The organism is Anaeromyxobacter dehalogenans 2CP-C (assembly GCF_000013385.1).
GTDB classification, from domain to species: domain Bacteria; phylum Myxococcota; class Myxococcia; order Myxococcales; family Anaeromyxobacteraceae; genus Anaeromyxobacter; species Anaeromyxobacter dehalogenans_B.
Map to the genome: position 1 here is coordinate 4029183 of NC_007760.1, position 26629 is coordinate 4055811.

At 72.8% G+C, this 26629-nt stretch carries 18 protein-coding genes; 15 read left to right on the plus strand and 3 right to left on the minus strand.

Annotated features, from left to right (window positions below; all coding sequences use genetic code 11):
* Positions 1-51 precede the first annotated feature (51 nt).
* Together ADEH_RS18170 and ADEH_RS18175 are read left to right on the plus strand one after the other, a co-directional pair.
* Positions 52-756 carry a DUF2249 domain-containing protein gene (locus tag ADEH_RS18170; protein ID WP_232287327.1) on the plus strand — a complete coding sequence of 235 codons (705 nt, stop codon included), beginning with the start codon at positions 52-54 and terminating at the stop codon, positions 754-756.
* Positions 753-956, plus strand: coding sequence for a hypothetical protein (locus tag ADEH_RS18175; RefSeq protein ID WP_041453674.1), 204 nt, complete (start codon positions 753-755; stop codon positions 954-956). Before ADEH_RS18170 ends, ADEH_RS18175 begins: the two co-directional genes overlap by 4 nt.
* Positions 957-974: 18 nt before the next feature.
* Here ADEH_RS18175 and ADEH_RS18180 read toward each other — a convergent pair whose 3' ends face one another.
* Complete coding sequence (locus ADEH_RS18180) at positions 975-2504, minus strand: methyl-accepting chemotaxis protein (protein ID WP_011422561.1); 1530 nt, start codon at positions 2502-2504, stop codon at positions 975-977.
* Between the two features lie 306 nt (positions 2505-2810).
* Here ADEH_RS18180 and carB point away from each other — a divergent pair, with 306 nt between their 5' ends.
* A complete protein-coding gene (gene carB / locus ADEH_RS18185) occupies positions 2811-6014 on the plus strand; it encodes a carbamoyl-phosphate synthase large subunit (RefSeq protein WP_011422562.1) in 3204 nt (1067 codons plus the stop codon).
* Between the two features lie 73 nt (positions 6015-6087).
* Positions 6088-6924 (plus strand): sulfurtransferase, encoded by an 837-nt coding sequence (locus ADEH_RS18190; RefSeq protein WP_011422563.1) that lies wholly within the window; start codon positions 6088-6090, stop codon positions 6922-6924.
* A gap of 102 nt (positions 6925-7026) precedes the next feature.
* Here the strand turns inward: ADEH_RS18190 and ADEH_RS18195 are convergent, their stop codons facing one another.
* Both ADEH_RS18195 and ADEH_RS18200 read right to left on the minus strand, forming a co-directional pair.
* On the minus strand, positions 7027-9012 hold the full coding sequence (locus ADEH_RS18195) for a hypothetical protein (RefSeq protein WP_041453675.1): 1986 nt from the start codon (positions 9010-9012) through the stop codon (positions 7027-7029).
* A gap of 368 nt (positions 9013-9380) precedes the next feature.
* Complete coding sequence (locus ADEH_RS18200; protein WP_198133798.1) at positions 9381-11198, minus strand: HYR domain-containing protein; 1818 nt, start codon at positions 11196-11198, stop codon at positions 9381-9383.
* A gap of 372 nt (positions 11199-11570) precedes the next feature.
* On the opposite strand from ADEH_RS18200, the gene ADEH_RS18205 reads away from it, so the two are divergent.
* From ADEH_RS18205 to ADEH_RS18255, 11 genes are all read left to right on the plus strand, one after another.
* Positions 11571-11960 carry a response regulator gene (locus ADEH_RS18205; RefSeq protein WP_011422566.1) on the plus strand — a complete coding sequence of 130 codons (390 nt, stop codon included), beginning with the start codon at positions 11571-11573 and terminating at the stop codon, positions 11958-11960.
* Positions 11957-12709 (plus strand): YaiO family outer membrane beta-barrel protein, encoded by a 753-nt coding sequence (locus ADEH_RS18210; RefSeq protein ID WP_011422567.1) that lies wholly within the window; start codon positions 11957-11959, stop codon positions 12707-12709. Before ADEH_RS18205 ends, ADEH_RS18210 begins: the two co-directional genes overlap by 4 nt.
* Entirely contained in the window at positions 12687-13739 is a 1053-nt protein-coding gene (locus ADEH_RS18215) for a HEAT repeat domain-containing protein (RefSeq protein ID WP_011422568.1), read from the plus strand. The genes ADEH_RS18210 and ADEH_RS18215 overlap by 23 nt, the downstream gene beginning before the upstream one ends.
* Positions 13736-15175 carry a glycosyltransferase family 2 protein gene (locus tag ADEH_RS18220; protein WP_011422569.1) on the plus strand — a complete coding sequence of 480 codons (1440 nt, stop codon included), beginning with the start codon at positions 13736-13738 and terminating at the stop codon, positions 15173-15175. The genes ADEH_RS18215 and ADEH_RS18220 overlap by 4 nt, the downstream gene beginning before the upstream one ends.
* Positions 15176-15297: 122 nt before the next feature.
* A complete protein-coding gene (gene hflK, locus ADEH_RS18225; protein WP_041453676.1) occupies positions 15298-16350 on the plus strand; it encodes an FtsH protease activity modulator HflK in 1053 nt (350 codons plus the stop codon).
* Positions 16347-17288, plus strand: a complete 942-nt coding sequence (gene hflC, locus ADEH_RS18230; protein ID WP_011422571.1) for a protease modulator HflC — start codon at positions 16347-16349, stop codon at positions 17286-17288. Before hflK ends, hflC begins: the two co-directional genes overlap by 4 nt.
* A gap of 784 nt (positions 17289-18072) precedes the next feature.
* Entirely contained in the window at positions 18073-23319 is a 5247-nt protein-coding gene (locus ADEH_RS18235; protein WP_011422572.1) for a CARDB domain-containing protein, read from the plus strand.
* A 79-nt stretch (positions 23320-23398) separates the two neighbouring features.
* Positions 23399-24208 carry a hypothetical protein gene (locus ADEH_RS18240; protein WP_011422573.1) on the plus strand — a complete coding sequence of 270 codons (810 nt, stop codon included), beginning with the start codon at positions 23399-23401 and terminating at the stop codon, positions 24206-24208.
* 101 nt (positions 24209-24309) lie between these two features.
* On the plus strand, positions 24310-25107 hold the full coding sequence (locus ADEH_RS18245) for a helix-turn-helix domain-containing protein (protein WP_011422574.1): 798 nt from the start codon (positions 24310-24312) through the stop codon (positions 25105-25107).
* Positions 25104-26114, plus strand: a complete 1011-nt coding sequence (locus ADEH_RS18250; protein WP_011422575.1) for a zinc-dependent alcohol dehydrogenase family protein — start codon at positions 25104-25106, stop codon at positions 26112-26114. The genes ADEH_RS18245 and ADEH_RS18250 overlap by 4 nt, the downstream gene beginning before the upstream one ends.
* 127 nt (positions 26115-26241) lie before the next feature.
* A complete protein-coding gene (locus ADEH_RS18255) occupies positions 26242-26616 on the plus strand; it encodes a hypothetical protein (RefSeq protein ID WP_011422576.1) in 375 nt (124 codons plus the stop codon).
* Positions 26617-26629 lie beyond the last annotated feature (13 nt).

Sequence of the window (26629 nt, forward strand, 5' to 3'; positions counted from 1 at the left end):
TTCCGTCCCCGCATTTCGACAGGAGCGAACCCGATGCCCCAGCAGCCCCGCGTGATCGACCTCCGAGCCCTCCCGCCGCAGGTGCGGCACGGCCTCGTGTTCCAGTGCTTCGACGCCCTGCCCACCGGCGAGTCGATGGTGATCGTGAACGACCACGACCCCATGCCGCTCCTGCAGCAGTTCCGGTTCGTCCGGCCCGGCGAGGCGCAGCACGAGTACGTCGAGCAGGGCCCCACCGCCTGGCAGGTCCGGATCGTGCGCAAGGCGCCGGGGCGGCAGGCGGCCGCGCCCTCGGGCGGCGCGCCCGACACCGTGACCGGCTACCTCGAGGCCGATCACCGACGGCTCGACGCGATCCTGCCCGAGGTGGAGCGGCTCGCCGCGGTGGGCGAGTACCGGGACGCGGGGCGGCGCTTCGCCGAGTTCGCGTCCGGGCTCGACCGCCACATCGAAGCCGAGGAGCAGGTCCTGTTCCCGACGTTCGAGGGCGCCACCGGCATGACCTCCGGCCCGACGCAGGTGATGCGCATGGAGCACGTGCAGATCCGCGAGCGGATGCGCGAGGCCACCGAGTCGCTGCACCGCGAGGACGCCGGCGGCCTGGCCGCGGCGGTCGGCGGGCTCACGCAGGTCCTGTCGGTCCACAACATGAAGGAGGAGCACATGCTCTACCCGATGTCCGATCGCGCCGTGCAGGGCGACGCCCACCGGCAGCTCGTGGACCGCCTGCGGGCGTTCACGGAGGCCGCGCCATGACCGGCCGGCGCTGGAATCCGGCGGAGGGCCACGCGGTGGCCCCCGAGCAGCTGCCGCCGCGCCACGCCCTCCACCCGGACGGCAGCGAGGAGCGGCCACTGTGGGCGCCGAGCGAGGGCCCCTGCCGCACCGAGGTCGGCGGCGCGGGCGGCGAGCCGGAGGGGCGCGGGCTGCCCATCCGGAAGGTGAGCTGGGACTGACCGCGTCCGCCCGGGGGCTCAGCGCGCGCGCGGCCCGGCGTCGCGCACCTGGAAGAAGGCGACCAGCTGCAGCAGGGCCTCGGCCTGCGAGGCCAGCTCCTCGGCGGTCCCGGAGAGCTCCTCCGCCGCCGAGGCGTTCCGCTGGGTGACCTGGTCCACCGTCGCCATGGCCTTCGAGACCTGGGCCACCCCGACCGCCTGCTGCTGCGACGCGGCCGCCACCTCCTGCACCAGGTCGGCGGTCCGCTGGACGGCGGGCACCAGCTCGGCGATCAGCTCGCCGCTGCGCTCCGCCACCTGCACGCTCGAGCCGGCCACCTCGCCGATCTCCTTCGCGGCGTGCTGCGCGCGCTCCGCGAGCTTGCGCACCTCGGCGGCCACCACCGCGAAGCCCCGGCCGTGCTCGCCGGCGCGCGCCGCCTCGATGGCCGCGTTCAGCGCGAGCAGGTTGGTCTGGTAGGAGATCTCCTCGACGATGGAGATCTGCGCGGCGATGGATCGCATGGCCGCGACCGACTCGGCCACCGCCTTGCCGCCCACGTCGGTGTTGCGCGCCCCCAGGCTCGCCATCTGCCCGGTCTGGCGCGCGTTCTCCGCGCTCTGCGCGATGGACGCGCCCATCTCCTCGAGCGACGCGGTGGCCTCCTCGGCGCTCGCCGCCTGCTCTCCGGTGCCTTGCGACAGCGACTGCGAGGTGGAGGCCACCTGGGCCGAGGCGGCGGTGAGCGCCTCCGCGCCGCCGCGGACCTCGCCGATCACCTCGGCCAGCTTCTCGCCCATCCCGCGCATGGCGCGCTGGAGCGCACCGATCTCGTCGCCCGAGGTGACCTGCACCGGGTCGCGCAGGTCCCCGCCCGCGATCCGCGTCGCCGCGCCGATGACGCCGCGGAGCGGCACGGTGATGCTCCGGGTGATCCCCACCGCCAGCGCCGCCGCCAGGAGCACCGCGAAGAGCCCGAGCGCCAGCGTCACGGTGCGCGCCGAGACGAAGTCCGCCTCCACGCCCGCCGCGGCGGTCCGCACGTGGACGCCCTCGTGGGCGAAGAACGCGGCCCAGGCCCGGTGGACGTCGTCGAGCCGCGGCAGGACCTCGGCCCGGGCCAGCGTGCGCGCCTCCTCCATGCGCCCGTCCTCGACGAGACCGTGCGCGCGCTCGAACGCCGCCGCGAAGGCGCGGCGCGCCGCGGCCACCTGCCCCATCGCCTCGATGCCCGGCGCGCACCGGAGCGAGCGCACCCGCTGCGAGAGCGCGTCCACCAGCGCGTCCGCGTCGCGATCGGCGGCGTCCGCGGCCGGCACCGCGCCCCGGGCCGACTCCACGTCGGAGGCGAGGAACACCGCCGAGACCAGCGCCGTCTCGCGGCCGATCTGCTCGAGGCCCTTCACCCCCTGCTCCGTCTCCTCCCAGCGCGGGCCCGCCACCGCGTCGATGGCGTCCTTCTGGCTCGAGAGCCGCTGCACCCCGACCCAGGCGACGATCCCCAGGATGGCGATCAGCACGGCGAACACGCCCCCAAGACGCTCGCCGATCCCGAAGCTCTTCCTCACGTTGGCACGCTCCTCTGGGCAGGGATCGCCCCGGTGGCCGGGGCGAGGCCGGCGGCTCCTGCAACCCACGGTCCGCGGCCGATCACGCTCCGTGAATGTCGCCCGCCAGGAATCCGGAGCCATCCCCGACGCCTCGGGACGCGCGGGGCCAGCCGCGGCCGGGCGTCGCACGGTCCCCGGGGGACCCCGGGTCGAGCCGCCCCCGTACCAAGCGGTGAGCGCGCGCCCGCACGCCGCGCCGCCGGCGGCGGCCGCGGTCGTGGCATGATTCGCTCCCACCTCGCCGCCCCCGCCAACGGAGCCACGATGCCGCGCCGCGAAGACGTGAAGAAGGTCCTGATCATCGGCTCCGGCCCCATCGTCATCGGCCAGGCCTGCGAGTTCGACTACTCCGGCACGCAGGCGTGCAAGGCGCTGCGCAAGCTCGGCTACCGCATCGTCCTCGTCAACTCCAACCCGGCCACGATCATGACGGACCCGGGCATGGCGGACGCCACCTACGTCGAGCCGCTCGACGTCGAGACGCTCACCCGGATCATCGAGAAGGAGCGGCCGGACGCGCTGCTCCCGAACCTGGGCGGCCAGACCGGCCTGAACCTCTCCTCCGAGCTCGCGCGCAAGGGCGTCCTCGACCAGTACGGCGTGCGCGTCATCGGCGTGAACCTCGAGGCCATCCGGCGCGGCGAGGATCGCGAGACGTTCAAGGAGACGATGACGCGCCTCGGGATCGAGACGGCGCGCAGCGAGATCGCGACCACGCTGGAGCAGGCCATGGCCGCCGGCCAGCGCCTCGGGTTCCCGCTGGTGGTGCGGCCCGCGTACACCATGGGCGGGACCGGCGGCGGCTTCGCCTACAACGTCGAGGAGCTGGAGGAGATCGCCGCGCGCGGCCTGCTCGCGAGCCCGGTCTCGCAGGTGCTGGTGGAGGAGTCGGTGCTCGGCTGGGAGGAGCTCGAGCTCGAGGTGGTCCGCGACGCGAAGGGCAGGAAGATCACCGTCTGCTTCATCGAGAACGTGGACGCGATGGGCGTCCACACCGGCGACTCGTACTGCACGGCGCCCATGCTCACGATCCCGCCGGAGCTGCAGGCGAGGCTCCAGGACCAGGCCTACCGGATCGTGGACGCCATCGAGGTGATCGGCGGGACGAACGTCCAGTTCGCGCACGACCCGCGCACCGGCCGCGTGATCGTCATCGAGATCAACCCGCGCACCTCGCGCTCGTCCGCGCTCGCCTCCAAGGCGACCGGGTTCCCCATCGCGCTCGTCTCGTCGATGCTCGCCGCCGGCCTGACGCTGGACGAGATCCCGTACTGGCGCGACGGGACGCTGGACCGGTACACGCCGTCCGGCGACTACGTGGTGGTGAAGTTCTCGCGCTGGGCGTTCGAGAAGTTCAAGGGCGTGCAGGACCGGCTCGGCACGCAGATGCGCGCGGTCGGCGAGGTGATGTCGATCGGCAAGAGCTACAAGGAGGCCTTCCAGAAGGCGATCCGGTCGCTCGAGAACGGCCGGCCCGGCCTGGGCTTCGCGAAGGACTTCCACGAGCTGCCGCTGGAGGAGCTGCTGGAGCGGCTGCGCGAGCCCACCAGCGAGCGGCAGTTCCTGCTGTACGAGGCGATCCGCAAGGGCGCCGACCTCGACCTGCTCGCGCAGCGCACGCACATCAAGCGCTGGTTCCTCGAGCAGATGAAGGAGCTCGTCGCGCTGGAGGAGGAGCTGCTCCGGCACGCGGGCCGGCTGCCGCCGGACGACCTGCTGGTGCGCGCCAAGAAGGACGGGTTCGCCGACCGCTACCTGGCGCGGCTGCTCCGGGTCTCCGAGGCGGAGGTCCGCGACCGGCGCACCGCGCTCGGCGTGGTCGAGGGCTGGGAGGCGGTCCCGGTCTCCGGCGTGCAGGACGCCGCCTACTACTTCTCGACGTACCGGGCGCCGGACGCGGTGCCGGCGAGGGCCGGCGCGAAGAAGGTCATGGTGCTGGGCGGCGGCCCGAACCGCATCGGGCAGGGCATCGAGTTCGACTACTGCTGCGTGCACACCGCGTTCGCGCTGCGCGACGCCGGCTACCAGTCGATCATGGTGAACTGCAACCCGGAGACGGTCTCGACCGACTACGACACCGCCGACCGGCTGTACTTCGAGCCGGTCACGGTGGAGGACGTGCTCTCCATCTACCGCAAGGAGCGCCCGGACGGCGTGATGGTGCAGTTCGGCGGGCAGACGCCGCTCAACATCGCCCGCCAGCTCGAGCAGGCCGGGGTCCGCATCCTGGGCACCTCGCCCGAGACCATCGACCTCGCCGAGGACCGCGAGCGCTTCAGCGCCGTGGTGCGCAAGCTCGGGATCCCGCAGCCGGAGTCCGGCCTGGCGCGCGACCTCGACGAGGCGCTCGCGCTGGCGGGGCGCATGGGCTACCCGCTCATCGTCCGGCCGTCGTACGTGCTCGGCGGGCGCGGCATGGAGGTCGTGCACGACGAGGAGATGCTGCGCGAGTACGTGCGCAAGGCGGTGGACGTCTCGCCGGAGCGGCCGCTCTACGTGGACCGCTTCCTGGTGGACGCGGTCGAGACCGAGGCGGACGCCATCTGCGACGGGACCGAGGCGTTCGTGCCCGCGGTGATGGAGCACATCGAGCTCGCCGGCGTGCACTCCGGCGACTCCGCCTGCGTGATCCCGCCGGTGAACGTCGCGCCCGAGCACCTCGCCACCATCGAGGACTACACGCGCCGCCTGGCGCTGGAGCTGGGCGTGGTCGGGCTCATCAACGTCCAGTACGCCATCGCGGACGGCATCGTGTACGTGCTCGAGGCGAACCCGCGCGCCAGCCGGACCGTGCCGCTCGTCAGCAAGGTCTGCGACCTCCCCATGGCCCGCATCGCCGCCCAGGTGGTGCTCGGCATGCGGCTGAGGGACCTGAAGCTCGAGCGCCGCAAGCCCGGCTACTTCGGCGTGAAGGAGGCGGTGTTCCCCTTCTACATGTTCCCCGAGGTGGACCCGGTGCTCGGGCCCGAGATGCGCTCCACCGGCGAGGTGCTGGGCCTGGCGCGGAGCCCGGGGCTCGCGTTCTTCAAGGCGCAGCAGGCCACCCGCTCGCCGCTCCCGCTCGCCGGGACCGTGCTCGTCACCGTGGCGGAGGCCGACAAGCCGCGGGTGGTGGAGGCCGTCCGCGAGCTCGCCGGCATGGGCTTCCGCGTGAAGGCGACGCGGGGCACCCGCGACTACCTGGCGAGCCAGGGCATCGAGGCCGAGCTGGTGCTGAAGCTGCACGAGGGGCGGCCGAACCTCGCCGACGCCCTCCTGAACGGAGAGGTGAGCCTGCTCGTCAACACCCCCGCCGGCAAGCAGAGCACCCACGACGACTCGTACATCCGCAAGGCGGCCATCCGCGCCGGGGTCCCGTACGTCACCACCGCCGCGGCCGCGGTGATGACGGCGAAGGGCATCGCGGCGCGGCGCGCAGGCGCGGAGGGCGTGCGGAGCCTGCAGGAGTACCACGCGACGCTGCGCTGAGCGGCGCGCGGCCGGGCGGGGTGGGCCGTCGCGAGCGCCTCGTGAGGCCCGCGCGCCGTGCTAGAGGGAAGGGATGCGCTTCGGCCCGCTCGTCGCCGCCCCGGCCCTGCTCACCTCGCTCCAGGACGCGCGGCTGCTCGACGCGCGGCCCGGCCCCGACGCCTACGCCGCCGGCCACCTCCAGGGCGCGCTGCACGCCGACCTGAACGTCCACCTCAGCGCGGCATCGGCGCCGGGCTTCGATCCGGCGCGCGGCGGGCGTCACCCGCTGCCCGAGCCGGCCGCCTGGGCCGCCCAGCTCGGCGCCTGGGGCATCGGCCCGGACACGCGCGTCGTGGTCTACGACGCGGCCGGCGGACAGAACGCGGCCGCGCGCCTCTGGTGGATGCTGCGGGCGTTCGGGCACGCGCAGGTCGCGGTGCTCGACGGCGGCTACCCGGCGGCGCGCGAGGCCGGCGTGCCGGTCACCAGCGCGCCCGGCGCGGTCGCCGCGCTGCCGCCGTATCCCGCCCAGGCCTGGTCGCTCCCCACGCTCTCGATCGACGAGGTGGCGCGCCGGCTCGGGGATCCGGCGTGGAAGGTGCTCGACGTCCGCTCGCGCGAGCGCTGGCGCGGCGAGGTGGAGACGCTCGATCCGGTCGCCGGCCGCATCCCCGGCACCCTGAATCTCCCCTGCGCCGAGAACCTCGGCCCCGACGGCCGCTTCCTCGCGCCCGAGGCGCTGCGGCGCAACTACCTCGCCCTGCTCGGCGGCACGCCGCCCGAGCACCTCGTCGTCCACTGCGGGTCCGGCGTCACCGCCTGTCACACGCTGCTCGCGCTGGACGCGGCCGGCCTCGGCGGCGCGGCGCTCTACGTCGGCTCGTTCAGCGAGTGGTGCCGGAGCGGGCGGCCGATCGGGAAGGGGTGAGCGCGCGGCGGACCACGCGGCACGCGCGCGAACGACGACGGCCCGGGAGCCCGCGCTGCGGGGTCCCGGGCCGGCCGGACGGCGGCGATGCCGCGCCCGCGACTACGGGTTGGCGTCGGAGCGCGCCTTCGCGGGCAGCGTGCCGATCATCGGCGACAGGTCGGGACCGGTCCACGGCCACGGCGTGCCCGCGGGCCACCAGCCCGGACGCGCCGTCAGGTACAGCGACGCCGGCAGCGTCCGGTCGGTCCTCGCCGGATCCCACACGGTCGCGTTGTTCACCGTGTCGAAGTTGCCGTGGCGGTACAGCGTGGTCGTGGCCACGTCGGAGGCCCCTGCGCCGTTCGCCCCGAGCTGGAACACGTTGTACAGGTTGATGTTGTACCCCTCGTACGTGGTGCTGACGCCGGCGGTGCCGAGGACGTTGCCCACCGCGTTCATGCCGATGTCGCCGCCGTCGAACTGCAGCGACGCCACGTTCTGCCACTGCGTGGCGGTCGAGCCGTACACGGCCGGCGGCGCGAACACGCTCGACGCGTAGTTGCGGAAGTAGGTGAGGTAGCCGGCGTTGCCGTGCGTGGTGGACGCGCCCATGTGCGGCGCGTAGTTGCCTTCCATCAGCTCCATGTGCGGGAAGGCGCAGTGGCTGTCGATGTTCACCTCCTGGTACGCCGCCGGGCTCGACCAGGAGTTGTCCGCGTAGTTGTAGCCGATGACGTTCCCGCCGCCGGACGCGTTGAACAGGATGGGCTTGTTCATCCAGCGGACGATGTTGTTCTCGACCAGGTTGTCGGCCGTCCCGCAGCGCAGCACGATCCCGTAGCAGTCGGCGCCGAAGCCGTAGTTCGCGGAGTGGTGCAGGTAGCTGTCGCGCACCACGCAGCGGTAGGCGCCGGTCAGCGCGACGTGCATGCCTCCGACGGTCCCGTCGGTCTGGACGTCCTTCACCCAGCAGTAGGCGGCGTTGGAGATGTCGATGCCGCCCGCCATCTGGCCGTTGTACCCGGTGTTCGTGCCGCCCTGGATGCGGAGGTGCTCGACGCCCGCCCACTTCACCGTGGTCCTCGGCGCGCGCGTGACCTGGGCCACGTACGGGCTCGTGGCGCGGAACGTCCAGTGCAGCGGCGTCGTCAGCGTGAGCGTCCCGGCGGCGGCGTCCACGGCCTTCACCTCGACCCGCTGGCTCGCGGAGCGGCCGCTGACGCGCTTGTAGTAGCTGCAGTCACCCTGGTGCACCGTGCTGTCGTCCGCCACGTCCACGAGCGCGAGGTCGCCCGGCGCGAAGTTCGCGGCCGCGCTCCCCACCGACAGCGTGGTCGAGCCCTTGGCGGCGTCGCGGGTCAGGCCGTACGCCGTCCCGCCGTAGCAGGTCGAGTCGCGACCGGTGCCGATCGCGATCGCGGTGCCGCCGCCGGTCTTCACGATGGTCGTGCCCGCCGGCGCCCCCTGGTAGCCGGCGCCGCGCAGCACCACGCCCTTCGTCAGCGTGACGGTGGCGGAGACCGTGAACGTGCCCGCGTTGAGCTGGACCACCTGCCCCGCGGGACACGCGTCGATCGCCGCCTGGATGTTCGCGCCCGGCGAGAGCGTGGCGCACACCGTGGTCCGCTGGGGGAGGCGGTCCGCGCCGAGCGGCAGGCCGAGCTGGTCGTCGGCGAGGATGCCCGGCCGCCAGTCGGTGATGCGATCGGCCGAGATGACGCCCGCCCCCCCGCCTCCTCCGCCCGGAGGCGGCGCCGTCGCCACGGTCACGGTCGCGCTGCCGCTCTTGCTCGGATCCGCGGCGCTCGTCGCGACCACGTGGAAGGTCCCGGTGGAGGCCGGCGCCGTGTAGTTTCCGGAGCCGTCGATCGTCCCACCGCCCGTCTCCTGCACCGCCCAGGTCACCGCCACGTTGGCGCTGCCGGTGACGGTCGCCGCGAAGCCGACCGGCTCGCCCGGCGCGACCTCGACCGCAGCGGGGGTGACCGTCACGCCCGGCAGCTGGGCGTCCGGGCCGTCCGCACCCGAGCCGCCGCAGGCGGTGAGGGCGGCGGCGAGGCCGAGCGCAGTGAGGGCGCGAAGGCCATTGGCGGTGGATCTGTTCATGAGCGGTCTCTCCGGGGCCGTTGGAGCAGCGTGGCTGACGGGGGCTTCCGGGACGTCCGGACCGGCAAACGTCCCTACTTCACGGGACACGGTTCAAACACGAAAGACGCGGCGCGTCCAGGCCACGGTGTCGCAAAAACCCTCACAATCCGAGGGGCTACACCGCTTGGGGGCCGTGTAGGTGCAGCCTCCCGGGCCATCCGGACAGGGGTGCGCGCGCCGGTGGGGAGGTACGTTCCTGACGCGCCCGCTCGCCCCACGCCGACCGCGCGACTTCACCAGGGCCGCCGGCGCCGGGATCACTAAGCGTGCATGGTTTCGGCAACCTTCGAAGGTCGCTCCTTGGGACGATGCGTCTGAAGGATCGCTTACCTCACAACCGAGAACTGCACCGAGCGCTCGACGCCGTCGTCCATGAGGATGTGCGCAATCCAAGTACCCGCGCCAACGGGTGCGTTGACCACATATTGCCGGGCCTCGGAGTCGTACCTGAACACATCGCTGGGCATGCGTGCGGCGGTCGTCGCGGACCCCTCCGTCGGCCTGACGCCGGCGTCCGGAAGACTCTCGAGCACCAGGCGGGCGGGCACGTCTGTGATGCCGGCGCTCGCGGCGATCAGCCGGAACTTCACTGGCAGCATCCGGCCCGACCTGAAGATCGCGGAGCCATCCGCGCTAAGCGGCGCGAGCACGCCGCTCCATGCGAACGTCACGGTCACGTCGAAGGACGCGATGCCCACGTTGCCGGCTACGTCCGTCCCCATGCAACTTACTCGCGTCGTCCCAGGCGGGAACCGGGAACCGGATGACGGAAGACACGTCGTCGTGAGCGCACCAGCATAGTCGTCCTGGGCGCTCGCGGAGAAATCGACGATGGCACCGTCCCTAGTTGTCGCAGTTGCTGCAATAGGCGCGGGCACCGTGATTACCGGCGCCGTGTTGTCGGTGAGTAGCAGGCGGCCGCGAAGCTCGTTCGTTTCGGGATCCGCAGTGGAGGGCACCGTGTACACCAGGATGCTCGAACCCCTGCCGCTCGAGGCCAGCGCGAGGGTGCTGAGACTTCCCTCGAAGAGGAACTCCTTCACGGGAGGGGCGAGCCGGCCATCCAATGGCAGGACTGCGCCGAAGACGTCACCCGCGGCGCTCGACCAAACGGCCGCGAACTGCCGGCCGTCGTACGCCGTGGCGTTCTCGAGCGGCGCGCAGAACCAGGGGCACCCTGAATCGAGCGGAATGCTATCCGCGCCACCTGGAAGGTTGCTGCCATAGCGCATCCCGGTCGCCACGTCCGCGCTCGAGATACGCACCACCTTCAACCCGCCTGGCACAGGCGGATCGGGACGCATCCCGCCGCCGTTGAACACCACTAGGAAGCTACCCTCGCCTGATGCGACGGACACCGGGCTCCCCCACATGAACCAGACGACGCCGAAGAGACTCAACGCCCCAGGCGCGGCGCCACTCAGCCACGCTTCATCCTCACTCGATCCACCACCCTGTGACGCGACCAGCAGGAAACGGCTTCCGTTCCACGCGGTCGCCCACCGGCCATATGTGGGCTCGAACACGATCGGAACGAATCGGCCGAGACCTTCGGTAACGTGTCCGTCACCTCCGGAGACGCGCACCGTGTCTACCCATCCCCAACTCTGCGCCTGGAAGAAGCGGTAGCTGACGAGGTAGTCGCGGCCGTCGCTCGTCACCTGCGGATCCAAGTGAAAGATCCCTTGCAGCCGGTCGTACGGAGGTGGGCTGTTGTTCAAGTGCCCCGGGGCGATTGACAGTGGCACCTCGTCGAGCAAAGAGCCATCCAGCGCGAAGCGGACACCCAGGACACCGAGCGTCTCGGGGGCGTACCAGACTACAAGGCAGTTGCTGCCATTCGACGCAATCGAAGGCGAGGCACCCCTGTCCGCTAGCTTAAGTGGCGAGGTGTCCAAGAGTTCGCCGCCGAGGGTCACCCACGCAGCGCGCACGCTGCCATCGTTCCCCCCCCATGCGAGCAAGTATCGCTCACCGCAGAGCGCGGCCGAGAAGCGACTGGGATAGTTCGCTGCGGGCTCGCCGAGTGAGCCGAGCGAGCCGCCCGGGATCATGAACTCCGGCCCAACGTCGATTGCGAGCGTGGGAAGACTAAAGAAGAGCCCCGCGATCGCGGACACAATGACAGAGCAGGAACACTGCATGACGCCCCCCAGCGTAAACATGCACGGCCGCCGGACACCATACTACACCAACAGTGGACAGGATCAGGCGCGGGAAGGGTCGCGATCGCCAGCCACACCCGGACGCATCAACCCTCGGACATCGAATCGTGCAGTCGCGGTGGCCAGCAGATCGGCTCGATCCGAACGCGCCGACCGTGCCGGGTTCGAGACCGGCGCGGCCAGACTCGTCGCCCTCAGGCGGCGAGAGTGCGCTGACAGTTGGCGTCGAACTCGAACGTTACGCGCCCGGATTCGCTGGTTCCGATTCCTGCTCGATGTGGGCACTCACCCACATCGCACCCCACGACCACGCGATACCCCGGCGGTCGCGCTGCGGGCAGAGTCCTCGCCGTGGACACGCGCGCGGGACACCGCCCTCCCCGCCGGATCACGGTGGTCGAGGACGACGAGAACATCGCCGGGCTGCTGGCGTTCCTGCTCGAGCGCGAGGGGTTCGCGCCCGAGATCGTGGGCGACGGCCGGGCCGCGCTGGAGCACGCGGCGCGCTGCGAGCCGCCGAGCGCCATGGTGCTCGATCAGCTGCTCCCCTGCCGCAACGGCCTCGCGGTCGCCACCGCGCTCCGCGCGGATCCGCGCTGGGGCGAGGTGCCGATCCTGCTGCTCGGCGCGACGCGCTCCGCCGGCGGCGCCGGGGCGCGGGTGGACGCCTGGCTCGAGAAGCCGTTCGACCCGGGCGCGCTGATCACCGAGCTGAAGCGGCTCGCGAAGGAGCGGCCGTGAGGCGCGTGCTCGCGACGCTCGCGCTGCTCCTCCCGCTCGCCGTCCCCGCTGCCTCCACCGTCGAGCTGAGCCAGGGCGCCGAGGCGCTCTCCGGCGATCGCCCGGCCTGGCGCACCTCCGCCCTCGACCTCGCCTGGACCGGCGACCGCGACCGCGCGCTCGCGGCCGGCGGCAGCCTGCGCGAGGCCTCGCGGTTCCGCCAGGACGACGTGGAGGGGGCGCTCTGGGCCCAGGCGGCGGTGGCCGGGGTCGTGCTCGGCGTCGAGGGCTCCGCCAGCCCGACCTGGGAGTTCCTCCCGCGCTGGTCGGCGGGCGCGCGCGCGGAGCGCGGCCTCGGCGCCGGCTGGATCGCCTCGCTGGGCGGGCGCCTGCTCCGCTACGACGGCGAGCTGGGGGCGAGCACCGTCGCGCTGGCCACGCTCGGCCTGGAGCGGTACTTCGGGCGCTGGCGCGCGGCCGCGTCCGGCACCGCCGCCGGGTTGCACGGAGCGTGGAGCGGCAGCGGGCGGCTCGCGCTCGACCTCTACTACGGCGAGCGCGCCCGGGTGGGCGTGTCCGTCGCCGCCGGGCGCGAGCTGGAGTCGCTGGGCGCGGGCGAGGTGCTCCGGACGGACGTGCTCGGCGCCGCGGTCACCGGCGTCCACCCGTTCTCGGCGCGGTGGGCGCTCACCTGGGACCTGACCGCGCAGCGGCAGGGGGAGCTCTACACGCGGGTGGGAGGGCGCCTTGGCGTTCGCCGGAGCTTTTGAGCCGGTGGTCCGGGCCGCGTGGGCGACCGGCCTGCTCACCGTCCTGGTGAGCGCGGCGCTCGTCGCGCGCGTGCTCGGCATGCGCCGCCGGCTGGCGCGCGCGGAGGCGCGGCGGCAGGCCGTCGTCGCGCGCTGGCGGCCCATCCTGTTCGAGGCGGTCGCGGGCGGCAGCCCGCGCCTGCCCGACCTCCCGCCCGAGGACGAGGACGCGTTCCTGCTGCTCTGGGTCCAGCTCCTCGACGGCATCCGCGGCGAGCCGCTCGAGCGGCTGGCCCGCGTCGGCGAGGCGCTCGGCGCGCGCGCGCTCGCCGGCGCCCGCCTGCGCCGCGACGACGCGCTCGGGCGCGTGCTGGCGCTCCGCACCCTCGGCTACCTCGGCCGCGGCGAGGACCGCGCCGAGGTGCTGCGCTGGCTCGACGATCCGCGCTCCTATCTCTCCCTCGCGGCCGCCCGCGCGCTGGTGCGGATCGACCCCGAGGGCGCGCCCGCCGAGCTGCTGCCGCGCCTGGCCCGGCGCGGCGACTGGCCCGTGCCGCTGTTCGCGACGGTCCTCGGGGAGGCGAGCGCACCCCGCGTGTCGGAGGGCTTCGCCGCGCTCTGGCGCGAGCTCCCCGCGCCCGCCCTGGTGCGCCTGCTCCCGCTCGCGTCCATCGTGGACGCGCGCAGGGTCGAGCCCATCGTGGCCGCGCTGCTCGACCGCGCGGACGAGCCCGAGGTGCTCGCCGCGGCGCTGCGCCAGGTGCGGAGCCCTGCGCTCCTCGAGCCCGTCCGGCGCGCCGCACGGCACGCCTCGTGGTCGGTCCGGGTGCAGGCGGCCGCCGCGCTGGGACGGGTGGGCGAGCCGGCCGATCGCGAGCTGCTCGCCACCCTCCTGCGCGATCCCGAGTGGTGGGTTCGCTACCGCGCCGCGCAGGCCCTCGCCGCCCGGCCGTACGGCAGCGCCCAGGAGGTGCTCGCGCTCGCCGAGGCCTCCGGCGACCGGTTCGCGCGGGACATCGTGCGGCAAGCGCTCGCGGAGGTGCGGCCGTGACGCTGCTCCGGCTCATCGAGGTCGTCCAGTGGGCGTTCCTCGCCTACTTCATCGCGCTCACGGTCTCGTACCTCGCGCTCAACCTCGTCTCGCTGCGGGTCATCGCGCGCGACGCGGACGCGCGCGCCTCGCTCCTCCTGCCGCGGTTCTTCTCCCGGCTCGAGCCGCCGGTGAGCATCATCGTCCCGGCGTTCAACGAGGAGGAGACCATCGCCGGCACCATCCGGTGCCTGCTCCAGCTCGAGTACCCCGAGCTCGAGATCGTGGTGGTGAACGACGGCTCCACCGACCGGACGCTCGAGGTCCTGTCCCGCGAGTTCGAGCTGGTCCCCTTCCCGGAGGCGTACCGCATCTCGGTCCCCTCCACGCCGGTCCGGCGCGTGTACCGCTCGCTGCGCCACCGCAACGTGCGCGTGCTCGACAAGTCGAACGGCGGCAAGGCCGACGCCATGAACGCCGGCATCAACGCCGCCCGCTACCCGCTGTTCTGCGCGGTGGACGGCGACTCGGTGCTGCAGCGCGACAGCGTCGCGCGGGTGGTCCGGCCGTTCCTGGAGGACCCGACCACCATCGCCTGCGGCGGCACCATCCGCGTCCTGAACGGCTGCCGGGTGGTGGACGGGTTCGTCGAGGAGATCGGGATGCCGCGCGGCTGGATCGCCCGCGTACAGGTGCTCGAGTACCTGCGGGCGTTCCTGTTCGGGCGGCTCGGCTGGGCGCCGGTGAACGCGCTCCCCAACGTCTCCGGCGCGTTCGGGATGTTCCGCCGCACCGCCGTCATCGAGGCGGGCGGCTACCGCACCGACACGGTCGGCGAGGACATGGAGCTCGTGCTGCGGCTGCACCGCCTCTACCGCCTGTCCGGCCGCCCGTACCGCATCTCGTTCGTGCCCGACCCCATCTGCTGGACCGAGGTCCCCGACACGCTCGCCGCGCTCCGCAGGCAGCGCGTGCGCTGGCACCGCGGGCTGCTCGAGGCCATCGCCGGCAACCGGCAGCTCCTGTTCCACCGCCGCGGCGGCGCCGCCGCCTGGCTCACCGTGCCGAACCTGCTCTTCTTCGAGGCGTTCGGCCCCGTCGTCGAGGTGGCCGGGTACGTGGTGATCGGCGCGGCCTGGGCGCTCGGCGTCATCTCCTGGAGCTCGTTCGCCGCGTTCTTCGCCGCCGCGCTCGGCGTCGCGACGCTGCTCTCCGCGAACGCGCTGCTCCTCGAGGAGAAGTCCTTCCACGTGTACCAGCGCCCGAAGCAGCTCGCGGTGCTCATCGGCGCGGTCCTGGTCGAGAACCTCGGCCTGCGCCAGCTCACCGCGTTCTGGCGCATCTCGGGGATGCTGAGCTGGCTGTTCCGCCGCCCCATCGCCTGGGGCTCGCCGGCGACCGCGGCCGCGGCCGACGCGGGGGCGCGCGACGACGAGGACGCAGGGCGGGCGGCCTAGCCGAGGCTGCAGGGGAGGCCCGGGGAGGCTCGCCCACCGTGAACTCCGGCGGCCTCCCCCGCCTCACGGAACGTGCGCCGTCGCGCCTTGCATTTTGGCGGGAATCGGGCCAAGCCAGATGGATGGAATCGACCCCTCACGTCGTGGGTGGACCGCCGAAGCCGAAGCCGGGTGACTTCTGGCGCCGGGCATGGAGCGGGCTCGACGGGCGGCTGCCGCTCGTGGTCGCGGCGCTCGTCGTGCTCGTCGGCGTGACGACGTCCTACGTCCAGATAGAGCCGGACGAGGTCGGCGTCATCCTCCGCCTCGGCCGCTTCATCGGGACCGTCGAGCCCGGGCCGCACTTCCGCATCCCGTTCGGCATCGACCGCATCACGAAGGTCCCGGTCCAGCGCCAGCTCAAGGCCGAGTTCGGCTTCCGCACCGAGCACGTGGACGGACCGACCACCTACCAGCCGGACAAGCCCGATCTGGCGCGCGAGTCGCTCATGCTGACCGGCGACCTCAACGTCGCGGTGGTGGAGTGGATCGTCCAGTACAAGATCAAGGATCCCTACCAGTACCTGTTCAAGGTGAAGAACGTCGAGGCGATGCTGCGGGACATCTCCGAGGCGTCGATGCGCGCGGTGGTCGGCGACCACTCGGTGAACGAGGTGCTCACCACCGGCCGCCAGCGCGTCGCGAGCGAGGCGAAGGCCCTGCTGCAGGGGCTGGCGGATCGCTACGAGACCGGCGTGGACATCCAGCAGGTGGTGCTGCAGGACGTGAACCCGCCGGATCCGGTGAAGCCGTCGTTCAACGAGGTGAACCAGGCGTTCCAGGAGAAGGAGCGCGCCATCAACGAGGCGTACGCCGAGCTGAACCGCGAGATCCCGCGCGCGCGCGGCGAGGCGGAGGAGACGCTGCGCGCCGCCGAGGGCTACGCGATCGAGCGCGTGAACCGCGCGAGGGGCGAGGCCGACCGCTTCGTCCGCATCCACGAGGAGTACCGCAAGGCGCCCGACGTGACGCGCCGGCGGATGTACCTCGAGACGCTCGCGGAGGTCCTCCAGCGCACGCGGCAGAAGGTGGTGGTGGACGAGTCGCACAAGGGCGTCACGCCCATGCTGTGGATGGACGGCGCCGGCGCGCCGCCCGCGGCGGGCGCCGCCGCGAAGGCGAAGGAGCAGCCATGAGCCGAACGCCCGTCGCGGTGGCCGTCCTCGCGCTCCTCTGCGTCCTCGTCGCGAGCGCGAGCGCGTACACCCTCGGCGAGAACGAGCAGGCGGTCATCACGCGCTTCGGCGAGCCGCGCGGCGAGCCCATCAGCGAGCCCGGCCTGCACTTCAAGCTCCCGTTCGCCGACACCGTGAACCGGTTCGACAAGCGGTGGCTGGACTGGCGGGGAGATCCGAACCAGATCCCGACCAAGGACAAGAAGTACATCTGGGTGGACACGTTCGGCCGGTGGCGCATCGTGGACCCGCTGCGCTTCTTCCAGCGGCTCCGGGACGAGCGCAACGCGCAGTCGCGGCTCGACGACATCATCGACGGCGAGACGCGCAACGCCATCGCCTCCTTCGCGCTGATCGAGGCCGTGCGCACCACCGATCGCTCGTTCGAGGACGACGAGTACTCCGCCGAGCTCGGCGGCGCCGAGGCGCTCGAGGACGTGAAGGTCGGGCGCGACCGGCTCACCCGCCAGATCCGCGACCGCGCCGCCGAGGTGGTGAAGGAGTTCGGCGTCGAGCTGGTGGACGTGCAGATCCGCCGGATCAACTACGTGAACGAGGTGCAGGTGAAGGTGTTCGACCGGATGATCTCCGAGCGGCGCCGCATCGCCGAGCGCTCGCGCTCGGAGGGCATGGGCCGGGCGGCCGAGATCCGGGGCCAGCGCGAGCGCGATCTGAAGGCGATCCGCTCCGAGGCGTACCGGAAGGCCCAGGAGGTCTCCGGCAAGGCCGACGCGGAGGCGACCCGCATCTACGCGGCGGCGTTCGGCCGCGACCCCGAGTTCTTCCAGTTCCTCCGGACGCTCGAGGCGTACCCGCGCACGATGGACGGCTCCACCTCGCTCTTCCTCGGCACCGACTCCGAGTTCTACCGGTACCTCCGCAGCTCGAAGAAGCAGTGAGGTGGCCCTCGCCCCCGTCGGCGCTGGCGTGACCTCGCACTCCGGGGCCGCGCGCGCCCGGGTGAACGCTCGCGCCGGGGTTTGCGACGGCCGCTCCCGGTGTGCTTCGCCACGCGGGCGGTTCGAGGCGAACGGGCGTGAGGCCGCCGCCGGGGGGCGCGGGAGGAGGGGCGGAACACGCACGACGCGCCTCCCCCTTCCGGCCCTGAAGGACCCGCGGGTACGGTACGAACGCGCGAGGCACAAGGCGTTTCGGCCGCGCCGGCGCGCGTTCCCGTGGCGCACCCTCACTGGCGGATCCCGATCCGCCTCCGCCGGCCGCTCCCGGATCACGAGCGGCGCCCGGAGTCGGATCGGACAGCGACGGGCCGGCACGAGCATCACGGTCCGTGAATTGCTCGTGACGCGCGTCGTCAGCACACAAGCTCTCGAAACGGCTCCGGAAGACACGGTGGGATCCGCGCAGCGAGTGCGCGTCGCCGAGCGAGTTCCAACAGCACGGCAGCACACCGCGCCGCCGCGATATCGGTGCCCGGCAGTCCGCCCACCCCGTGCCGAACCGGTCTGGCGTCCGCAGCCGGCGGATTAGACGCACTCTCCGTCAATCACGAGCGCGGGGGAGATCGCTCTCACTTCCAAGGGGACCAGGGCGCTACGTTCGCCGCCACCGGGGAGCGTGAATCCCGGAGGAGGGCGGCGATTCGCCTTCGCCGGGGCTCGACGCGAGGCGCAGCATCTCTCCCAGAGGCTTCGATGCTGCGACCGTCGCTCTGGGAGGCCGGTCATGAGATCGCCGGGTTGCGTCCTCGCGCTCGCAGGTGCTGTCCTCTTCTGTGCGCCCTCCACTGAACGAAATGAAGCGACGCGCCAGCCGGCGGCGCCGCTCGTGATGGTGAACGGGTACCTCATCGACGTCGCCGGCGGCCGGGAGCCGGCGGTGCCTGCGGAGCTGGAGCCCGCGGTGTCTCCGGGACGCGACGCGCAGGCCGGTGCCCGGATCACCGCCCAGTCGGCGGTCAGCGTGGGACCGGTGACGCGCGCCAGCGCCGGCTCGCCCCGCCCGACCCCGGGTGCGGGCCGCGCGAAGTGGATCGTCCAGCTCTCCGGTCCCGTGCGCGAGACGCACAAGGCGGAGCTCGCGGCGGCCGGCGCGCGCCTCGGCGACTACCTGCCCGAGTTCGCGTTCGTGGCCTCGATGGACGAGGCGACCCGAGCGAAGGTCGCGATGCTCCCGTTCGTGCGCGGCGCCGTCAAGCTGAAGCCGGTCTACAAGATGGCGCGGCAGCTCGCCGACACGTCGGGCGCGATCGAGCTCGAGCCGGGCAGGAGCGTGAGGCTCCTCGTCCGCGTGGACGATCACGATGGCCTCGCCCCCCTGGTTTCGCTCGTACGCGAGCGAAAGGGCAAGATGCTGCACGTTGCGCGGGATGCGGCTTCCATCGAGATCCTGGACGCAGACATCGCCAGCCTGGCCCACCTCGAGGAGGTCCTCTGGGTCGAGCCGGCCCTGCCTGCATATGTCCTGAACGATACGTCTCGCTGGACCATCCAGACGTACGGACCGAGCGACACCTCCATCTCCGACCGCGGCCTCGACGGCCGCGGCCAGATCGTCGCGATCGGCGACACGGGCCTCGACCACGACGCGTGCTGGTTCCGCGATCCGATCGGCGCGGCGGCAGGACCGATGCACCGCAAGGTGGCCGCATACCTGACGGTCGGCGGCGATGACTACGACGGCAATCTCGGCCACGGCACGCACGTGGCCGGCACCGTGGCGGGGGACCAGACCCCCATCACCGGCGGCGCAGCAGCGAACGGCATGGCGCCCGGGGCCCGAGTCGTGGTCACCGACCTGTTCCTCGGAGAGAACAACTGGTTCTCGCCTCCGGCGGATCTCGCTGAGATCTTCACGACGCCGTACGCCCTCGGCGCGCGCATCCACACGAACAGCTGGGGGTCCAGCTCGAACGCGTACGACGCGCTCGCGCGGAGCGCCGACCGGTTCATGTGGGAGCACCCGGACTTTCTCGTGCTGTTCGCGAACGGCAACGCGGGGCCCGACGTGGGCTCGGTGGGAGCGCCCGCGACGGCGAAGAACGTGGTCAGCGTGGGTGCGACGGGGAACGGCCTCGCCGCCGAGGACGTGGCGTCGTTCAGCAGCCACGGCCCGGCCGCCGACGGCCGCACGAAGCCGACGCTCACGGCGCCCGGGGTGGGGATCGTCTCGGCCGATTCGGACGGCACGCCTGCTTCGAACAACTGCAGCACCGTCGCGTTCAGCGGAACGTCCATGGCCACGCCGGCGGCCGCGGGCGCCGCCGCGCTCGTGCGCCAGTACTTCGAGGGCGGCTTCTGGCCGTCCGGCCTCGGGAGCCCCGCCGATGCGCGCTCGCCGTCCGCCGCGCTCGTGAAGGCGACGCTCGTGAACAGCGCCCAGAACGTCGCCGGGGAGAACGGGAACGGCCCGATCCCGTCCACGGGCCAGGGCTGGGGGCGGATCAACCTCTCGAACGCGCTCCGGTTCGCTGCGGACGCAGCGTACCTGGACGTGGTGGAGGTCGCGGCCGGGCTCGAGACCGGCGGCTCCTTCACGAGGCAGGTCTTCTCGACCGGCGCGCAGCCCCTGAAGCTGACCCTGGTCTGGACCGATGCACCCGGCTCGCAGCTCGCTGACCGGAGCCTCGTGAACGATCTGGATCTCGCGGTGACCGTTCCGGGGGGAGCGACCACCTACCTCGGCAACGTGTTCGCCTTGGGCGAATCCGTCGCGGGAGGGGCACCGGACCGGCTGAACGTGGAGGAGCAGGTGCTCCTGGCCGCGCCGACCGTGGGCACCTACACGGTACGGGTGACCGGGTACAACGTGCCCGTCGGGCCACAGCCGTTCGCGCTGGTGATCACGGGCGCCGGAGGCGTGAGCTCCGCGGGCCAGCTCAGCCTGGACCGCACGCGCTACAACGCTGCGACGACGCTGGAGGTCAAGGTCACGGACCTCGACCTGGACGCGGATCCGTCCGCAGCGGATGAGGCGCTCGTGCTGGTGAAGAGCGAGTCGGAAGCCGCGGGGGAGTCCGTTCGCCTCGTCGAGGTCGGCGTGCATTCCGGCATCTTTCTCGGCGCCTTGCCCACCGGACCCGCTCCCGGCGAGCCCGGCGACGGGGTCCTGGCGGTCTCCGACGGCTGCGCCATCGTCGCCACGTACCAGGACGCGGACGATGGGACGGGTGTCCCCACCACGGTGACCGTGACGGCCGCAGGGGATCTCGTTCCACCTTCCATCTCCGCCGTGACCGTCGGGCCCGTCGAGCAGGACGGGGCCATCATCCGCTGGAGCACGAGCGAGCCGGCGCGCGCGAGCGTTCGCTACGGAACGACGGCAGCGCTGGGCGCGGTCCAGTCGAACCCGCTGCTCGAGATCCATCACGCGGTGAAGCTCGCCGGGCTCGCGGAGGCCACGCGATACGCCTTCACCGCCGTCGCGGCCGACGAGGCAGGAAACGAGGCGGCCGACGGCGCCAGCGGCGCGCCCCACTCCTTCACCACGTCGCTGCTCCCACCCGTGCTGGATGTGCAGTCTTCGCGCGGGGCCGAGACCGCCTCCGTGGACACCGTCCTGTTCGGCACCGCGCGTGATCCGTCCGGGATCGCGTCCCTGAGCGTGAACGCTCGGTCCGTCGCACCGCGCGCAACGGACGGGTACTTCGAGCTGATGGTCCCGCTCGCGCTCGGCCCGAACACCTTCTCGGTCACGGCGACCGACGGGCTCGGGCAGTCCCGCAGCAGTGACATCACCGTGACGCGGTTCTCGCTGCCGGACCTGGTCGTGACGAGCGTCACGGGGCCGGCTCAGGCGGGCATCGGGACGCCGTTCACGATGACGGCCGAAATCTGCAACGTCGGCCCCGGCGACACCGACCCGGCGCTCGACTACTTCCACATCGGCTGGTTCCTGTGGGAGGCGGACGTCCCGGGCCCCGAGGTCGTGTTCCTCCACTGGCAGACCAAGCAGTGGACAGGCTTCGCCGCCGGGACGTGCCACACGTTCTCGGAGTCGGTGCAGGCGTCCAGTCCGGCGCTGCTGAACCGGCGCTGGTACCTCGGGGCGGCCGCGGACATGACCGACGTCTTCTGGGAGGAGGACGAAGGAAACAACGATGCGATCTCGACGACCTCGTTCACGCTCGGGGCGCCCGACCTCGTCGCCATCGGCATCGCGGCCCCGCCCAGCGTCGGCACCGGGGTCAGCTTCGACGTGGCGACGGCCGTCTCGAACGTCGGGTTGGGCGCGGCAATCGGCGCCGTCGCGGACGTCTACCTGTCCAGGGACGACCTGATCACGACGGCCGATCGCAAGATCGCCTCCTACGGCCTGGGCGTCCTGGACGGCGGCGCGACCTCGAGCACGACGACGCGCATCACGCTGCCCGCCGACGTGGCTGCCGCCACGTATCGCATGGGACTGATCCTCGACGTCTCGAACGACATCGCCGAGTCGAGCGAGGGGAACAACAGCCTGCTCGGGCCGGCGCTCACGGTCCTTGGGCCCGACCTCGTGATGGTGTCCGTGGTCGGTCCCGCGAACGTCCTCACGGGCGACACCGCGGTCGTCCATGACACGGTGACGGCGGGGGCCGGCGGAGCCTCGACCGCGTTCACGGTCCGGCTCTACCTCTCGGCGGACGAGGTCATCGACCCCACGGACCTGCTGCTCGGAGAACGTCGGGTGCCGGGGCTCGCGGCCGGCGGGTCGTCCACGGGCACCACCACGGTGACGATCCCATCGACCACCTCGGGCGGCACGTACCATCTCGGTGCGATCGCGGACGCGCGTGCCGAGGTGCTCGAGACCGACGAGACGAACAATGCCACGACCGGAGGAACGGTCCGGATCGTCGGTCCTGATCTCATCGCGGTGGATGTCACCGCACCGTCGTCCGCGTTCGCGGGCGCGAGCCTCGTGATCCAGGACACGGTCGCCGCCGCTGCCAGCGGCGGGGCTGCACCCGAGTTCGACGTCGCGTTCTATCTCTCCCCTGACCCGACCATCACGACGTCTGACACGTTCGTCGGATGGCGGCACTCGAGCGACCTCGCGCCCGGTGCCTCGAGCAGCGCGTCCACTGCCATCACGCTCCCGACCGGTCTTCCCCAGGGGACCTACTATCTCGGGATCGTGGCGGACGACTTCCTCGTCTGCTGGGAGGACGAGTGGGAGGCTGAGCTGTGCGCAGGCGGTGATGGTGCCCGAGAGCCGGACGGATCCAACAACGCGCGCAGCAGCGGCCCCATCGAGCTCCTGGGTCCGGACCTCGTCGTGGTGGAGGTGAGCGCGCCCGCAGCGGCGGCCACCGGGACGTCGCTGACGGTTCACGACACGGTCACCGCGAGCGGCGGCGGTACGAGCGGCTTCTACGTGGCGTACTACCTCTCGCCGGACGCGGTGATCACGAGCGCGGACGTGTACCTGGGCGGTCGCTTCGTCGGTTGGCTCGCGGCCGGTGCCTCGACCACCGCCGATACGGTCGTCACGGTACCCATCGCGCTCGCACCCGGGAGCTACCGGATCGGCGCCATCGCCGACTACCAGAACGGGATTCGGGAACGGATCGAGACCAACAACGCGTGCGCCGGCAACCCGGTGACCGTCGGCGGGGCGGACCTCTACGTGGCCGCATTCGCCGCGCCGGCCTCGATCCAGCCGGGCGCGCCGCTCTCGATCACGGTGACGGTCGCGAACTCCGGGCCAGGCGTGGCCGGTAGCTTCGCCGTCGGGCTCTTCCTGTCCACCGACCCGAACATCACCACGTCGGATCGCAACCTCGCGAACTGGACCATCGCCGGGCTCGCAGCCCGGACTTCGACCACGATCGCCAGGACCGTGACGCTGCCCACCGGCAGCGCCGGCACGGTGTACCTCGGCGTGATCGCCGATCGATACAGCCGGGTGAAGGAGGGAAACGAAGCCAACAACGCCCTCGCCGGCGAGCCGTCGCGTGTCGGGCCCCCCGTCCTCGCCACGACCCAGTGAATGACTGGGGCGTGGGCCGCGCGGCTCGGCGCTGACGCGTCCGAGCCGCGCCGTCCCGGAGTGGCCACTCTTCGCCTGATTGCGCCTCGCCCTCGCGCTCGCCCTCGCGCTGCTCGCACCGCCCGCCGGGGCGGTCGAGGTGCGCTCGCCGCCCGGCGCGCTGCACGGCTTCCCGTCGATGAGCGACGCCTCCGGCGCGGTCGTCGCCGACGGCGAGCTGGTGCAGGAACGGCGCGGCGAGAAGCTCTTCGTGCGCGCGCGCTGGGTGTTCCCCGGCGATCGCGTCGCCGAGGAGACGGCGGAGTTCTCGCTCTCCCCGGAGCTCGCCCAGGAGCGCTTCGCGTGGGTGGAGACCGACCAGGAGGGTGAGCGGCGGCGGTTCGAGGTGGACTTCGCGGCCGGCCGCGCCCGCTCCGCCGTGCGCGGGAAGCACGGCGTCGCGCGCGAGGACGAGGCCGTGGAGGTGCCGCGCGGCCGCGCGTTCGCCGGCTACGGGGTCGCGCTCGCCGCGAGCCAGCTCGCGATCGCCGAGAGGGCATCCGCCCGCATCACCTTCGTCGCCTTCACGCCGAAGCCGCGCACCGTGACGCTCGAGATCCGGAACGACGGCGGCGCGCCGGTCGAGGCGGCAGGACGGACCATCCCCTGCGTCCGCTACACGCTCCACCCGAGGCTGCCGTTCCCGCTCTCCGTGTTCGCGAAGGCGCCCGACGCGCACCTGTGGCTCACGCGCGCGGAGCCGAGGGCGCTCGTCCGGGCGGAGCAGAACCTCGCGGCGAAGGACGACCCGCGCGTCACCATCGACGTCATCCCGAGGGGGCGCGCGCGGGCTCACCCGCCCGTCCAGGCGCACAGGGCGCCGCGTGACCGACGGGGACGAACACGATGACCTGCTCGCGCCCGCCCAGCGCGTGCGCTGGCACCCCCCGGCGACTTCACGATACCTCGGCGGGAATCGAACCGGCGCGCGATCGAGGTTAGGTGTCGGCGGTGCCCATCGCGCTCCCTGCCACGGCGACGTCCTTCCCCGGCGCCCTGCGCCGCTGGCGAAGAGTTCGGAGTCTGTCCCAGCTCGAGCTGGCGCTCCGCGCCGGCACGACGCAGCGCCACCTCTCGTTCATCGAGCAGGGCCGCTCTCACCCTGGCCGCGAGATGGTGATCCGGCTGGCCGAGACGCTGGGGCTCACCTTGCGCGAGCGCAACGCGCTCCTGCTCGCGGCGGGGTACGCGCCGGCGTTCCCGGAGTCGCGCCTGGACGGTCCCGAGCTGCGAGCGACGCTGGCCGCGCTGCGGCGCGTGCTGGACGGGCATCTTCCCTCGCCGGCGATCGTGGTGCGGCCCACCGGCGAGCTGGTCGCCGCCAACGCCGCGTTCGACGTGCTCGCGGAGGGCGCAGCCCCGCGGCTCGTGACGCCGCCCGTGAACGCGCTTCGCCTCGCCCTTCACCCGGAGGGCATGGCGCGCCGGGTGGCCAACCTGCCGGACTGGGGGCGCCACGTGGTCGAGGCGGTCCGGGCCCGGAGCCTGCGGAGCCCGGACCCGCACCTCGACGCGCTCCTGGCCGAGCTGGAGGGGTACCTGCCCGCGGCCCGCCCCGGCCCCGGGCACCTGGGGTTCGCCGTGCCGCTCCAGCTGCGCGTGCCGGAGGGCGAGCTGCGCCTGATCACCACCCTGACCTCGTTCGCGACCGCGGTGGACGTGACGCTGGCCGAGCTGCAGCTCGAGGCCTTCCTGCCCGCGGACGACCGCACGGCCGCGCTGCTGCGGCGGAGGAGGAGCACGCCGTGAGGAGCTGGCACCTGGACATGGGGGCCGGGCTCTCCGGGCTCCGGCTGGAGGAGCACGCGGAACCGCGGCCTGGCCCGGGCGAGGTCGTGGTGCGCGTGCGGGCGGCCTCGATCAACGCCCGCGAGCTGAGCATCCTGTTCCAGGGGCGCTATCCGCTGCCGGTGAAACCGGGGGTCGTCGCCGCCTCGGACGGTGCCGGCGAGGTGGTGGAGATCGGCCCTGGGGTCACCGGAGCCGCCGTCGGCGAAAGGGTGATCGCCTCGATCTTCCCGCGCTGGCGGGATGGGCCCTTCCGGCGGGAGACGGCGGCGCAGCTCGGCGGATCGCTCGACGGCATGCTCACCGAGTACGCCGTCCTCCCCGCGGAGGCCCTGGTCCGGATCCCGCCCCATCTCTCGTTCGAGGAGGCGGCGGCGCTCCCCTGCGCCGGCGCCACCGCGTGGAACGCGCTCACCGGTGGACGGCCGCTCTCCGCCGGCGAGACGGTGCTCACGCTGGGATCGGGGGGCGTCTCGCTCCTCGCCCTCCAGCTCGCCCGCTCCGCTGGCGCACGAACCCTGGTCACCACCTCGGGCGCCGCTCGCGCGGCTCGGCTGAGCGCGCTGGGAGCCGACGAGGTGATCGACCGCGAGGCCACCCCGGACTGGGCCGCCGAGGTGCGGCGGCGCACGGGCGATGCCGGCGCGGACCACATCGTCGAGGTGGGCGGGCCCGGCACGCTGGAGCGCTCGGCCCGCGCGGTGGCGCTGGGCGGCGAGATCGCGTGGGTAGGGGCGCTCGCCCGCGCCGCGTCCCCGCCAGACCTGACTCCACTCTGGATGGCCGCCGCCACGCTCCGGTGCATCGCCGCCGGGAGCACGGCCCAGCTCGCGGCCATGACGCGCGCGGTGGCCGCGCATCGCATCCGCCCCGTGATCGCCCAGGTGTTCCCCTTCGCCGAGGCGCTCGCCGCCTTCGCCTGCTACGCCGCGGGCGCAGCGCTGGGGAAGATCCTGGTTCGAGTCTGACCCCCGACGGCGCAGCGTGAACCCCGCCGCTCGGCGGATGTGTCGAAGTGTTTCACCCGTTGAACCGGCGCTGACCCGTGCCCACCCTCCCCTCGTCCGCGAACGAGGCGCGGACGAGGAGGACGCGATGGCGCGCGTGGCCCGGTGGTTCCTGGCGGTGGAGACGGTCGCGTTCCTCGGGGCGGCGGGCGTGCACGCGGGCGTGCTCTGGCGCGGCCACGAGCACGCCAGGGCGGCGACGGCCGAGACGGTGATCGGCGTCGTGCTCGGGCTGGCGCTGCTCGCGGCGGCGGCGCGGCCGCGCTGGAGCCGGCGCGCGGCGATCGGCGCGCAGGCGTTCGCGCTGCTCGGCACGGCGGTGGGCCTGTTCACCATCGCGATCGGCGTCGGCCCGCGCACCGCGCCCGACCTGGCGTTCCACGTCGCCATCGTGGCGACGCTCGTCGTGGGCCTGCTCCGGCTCGCCAGGCCGACCGCCGGCCTGCGGGAGGCGACGCCGTGACGGGCAGGCGCGG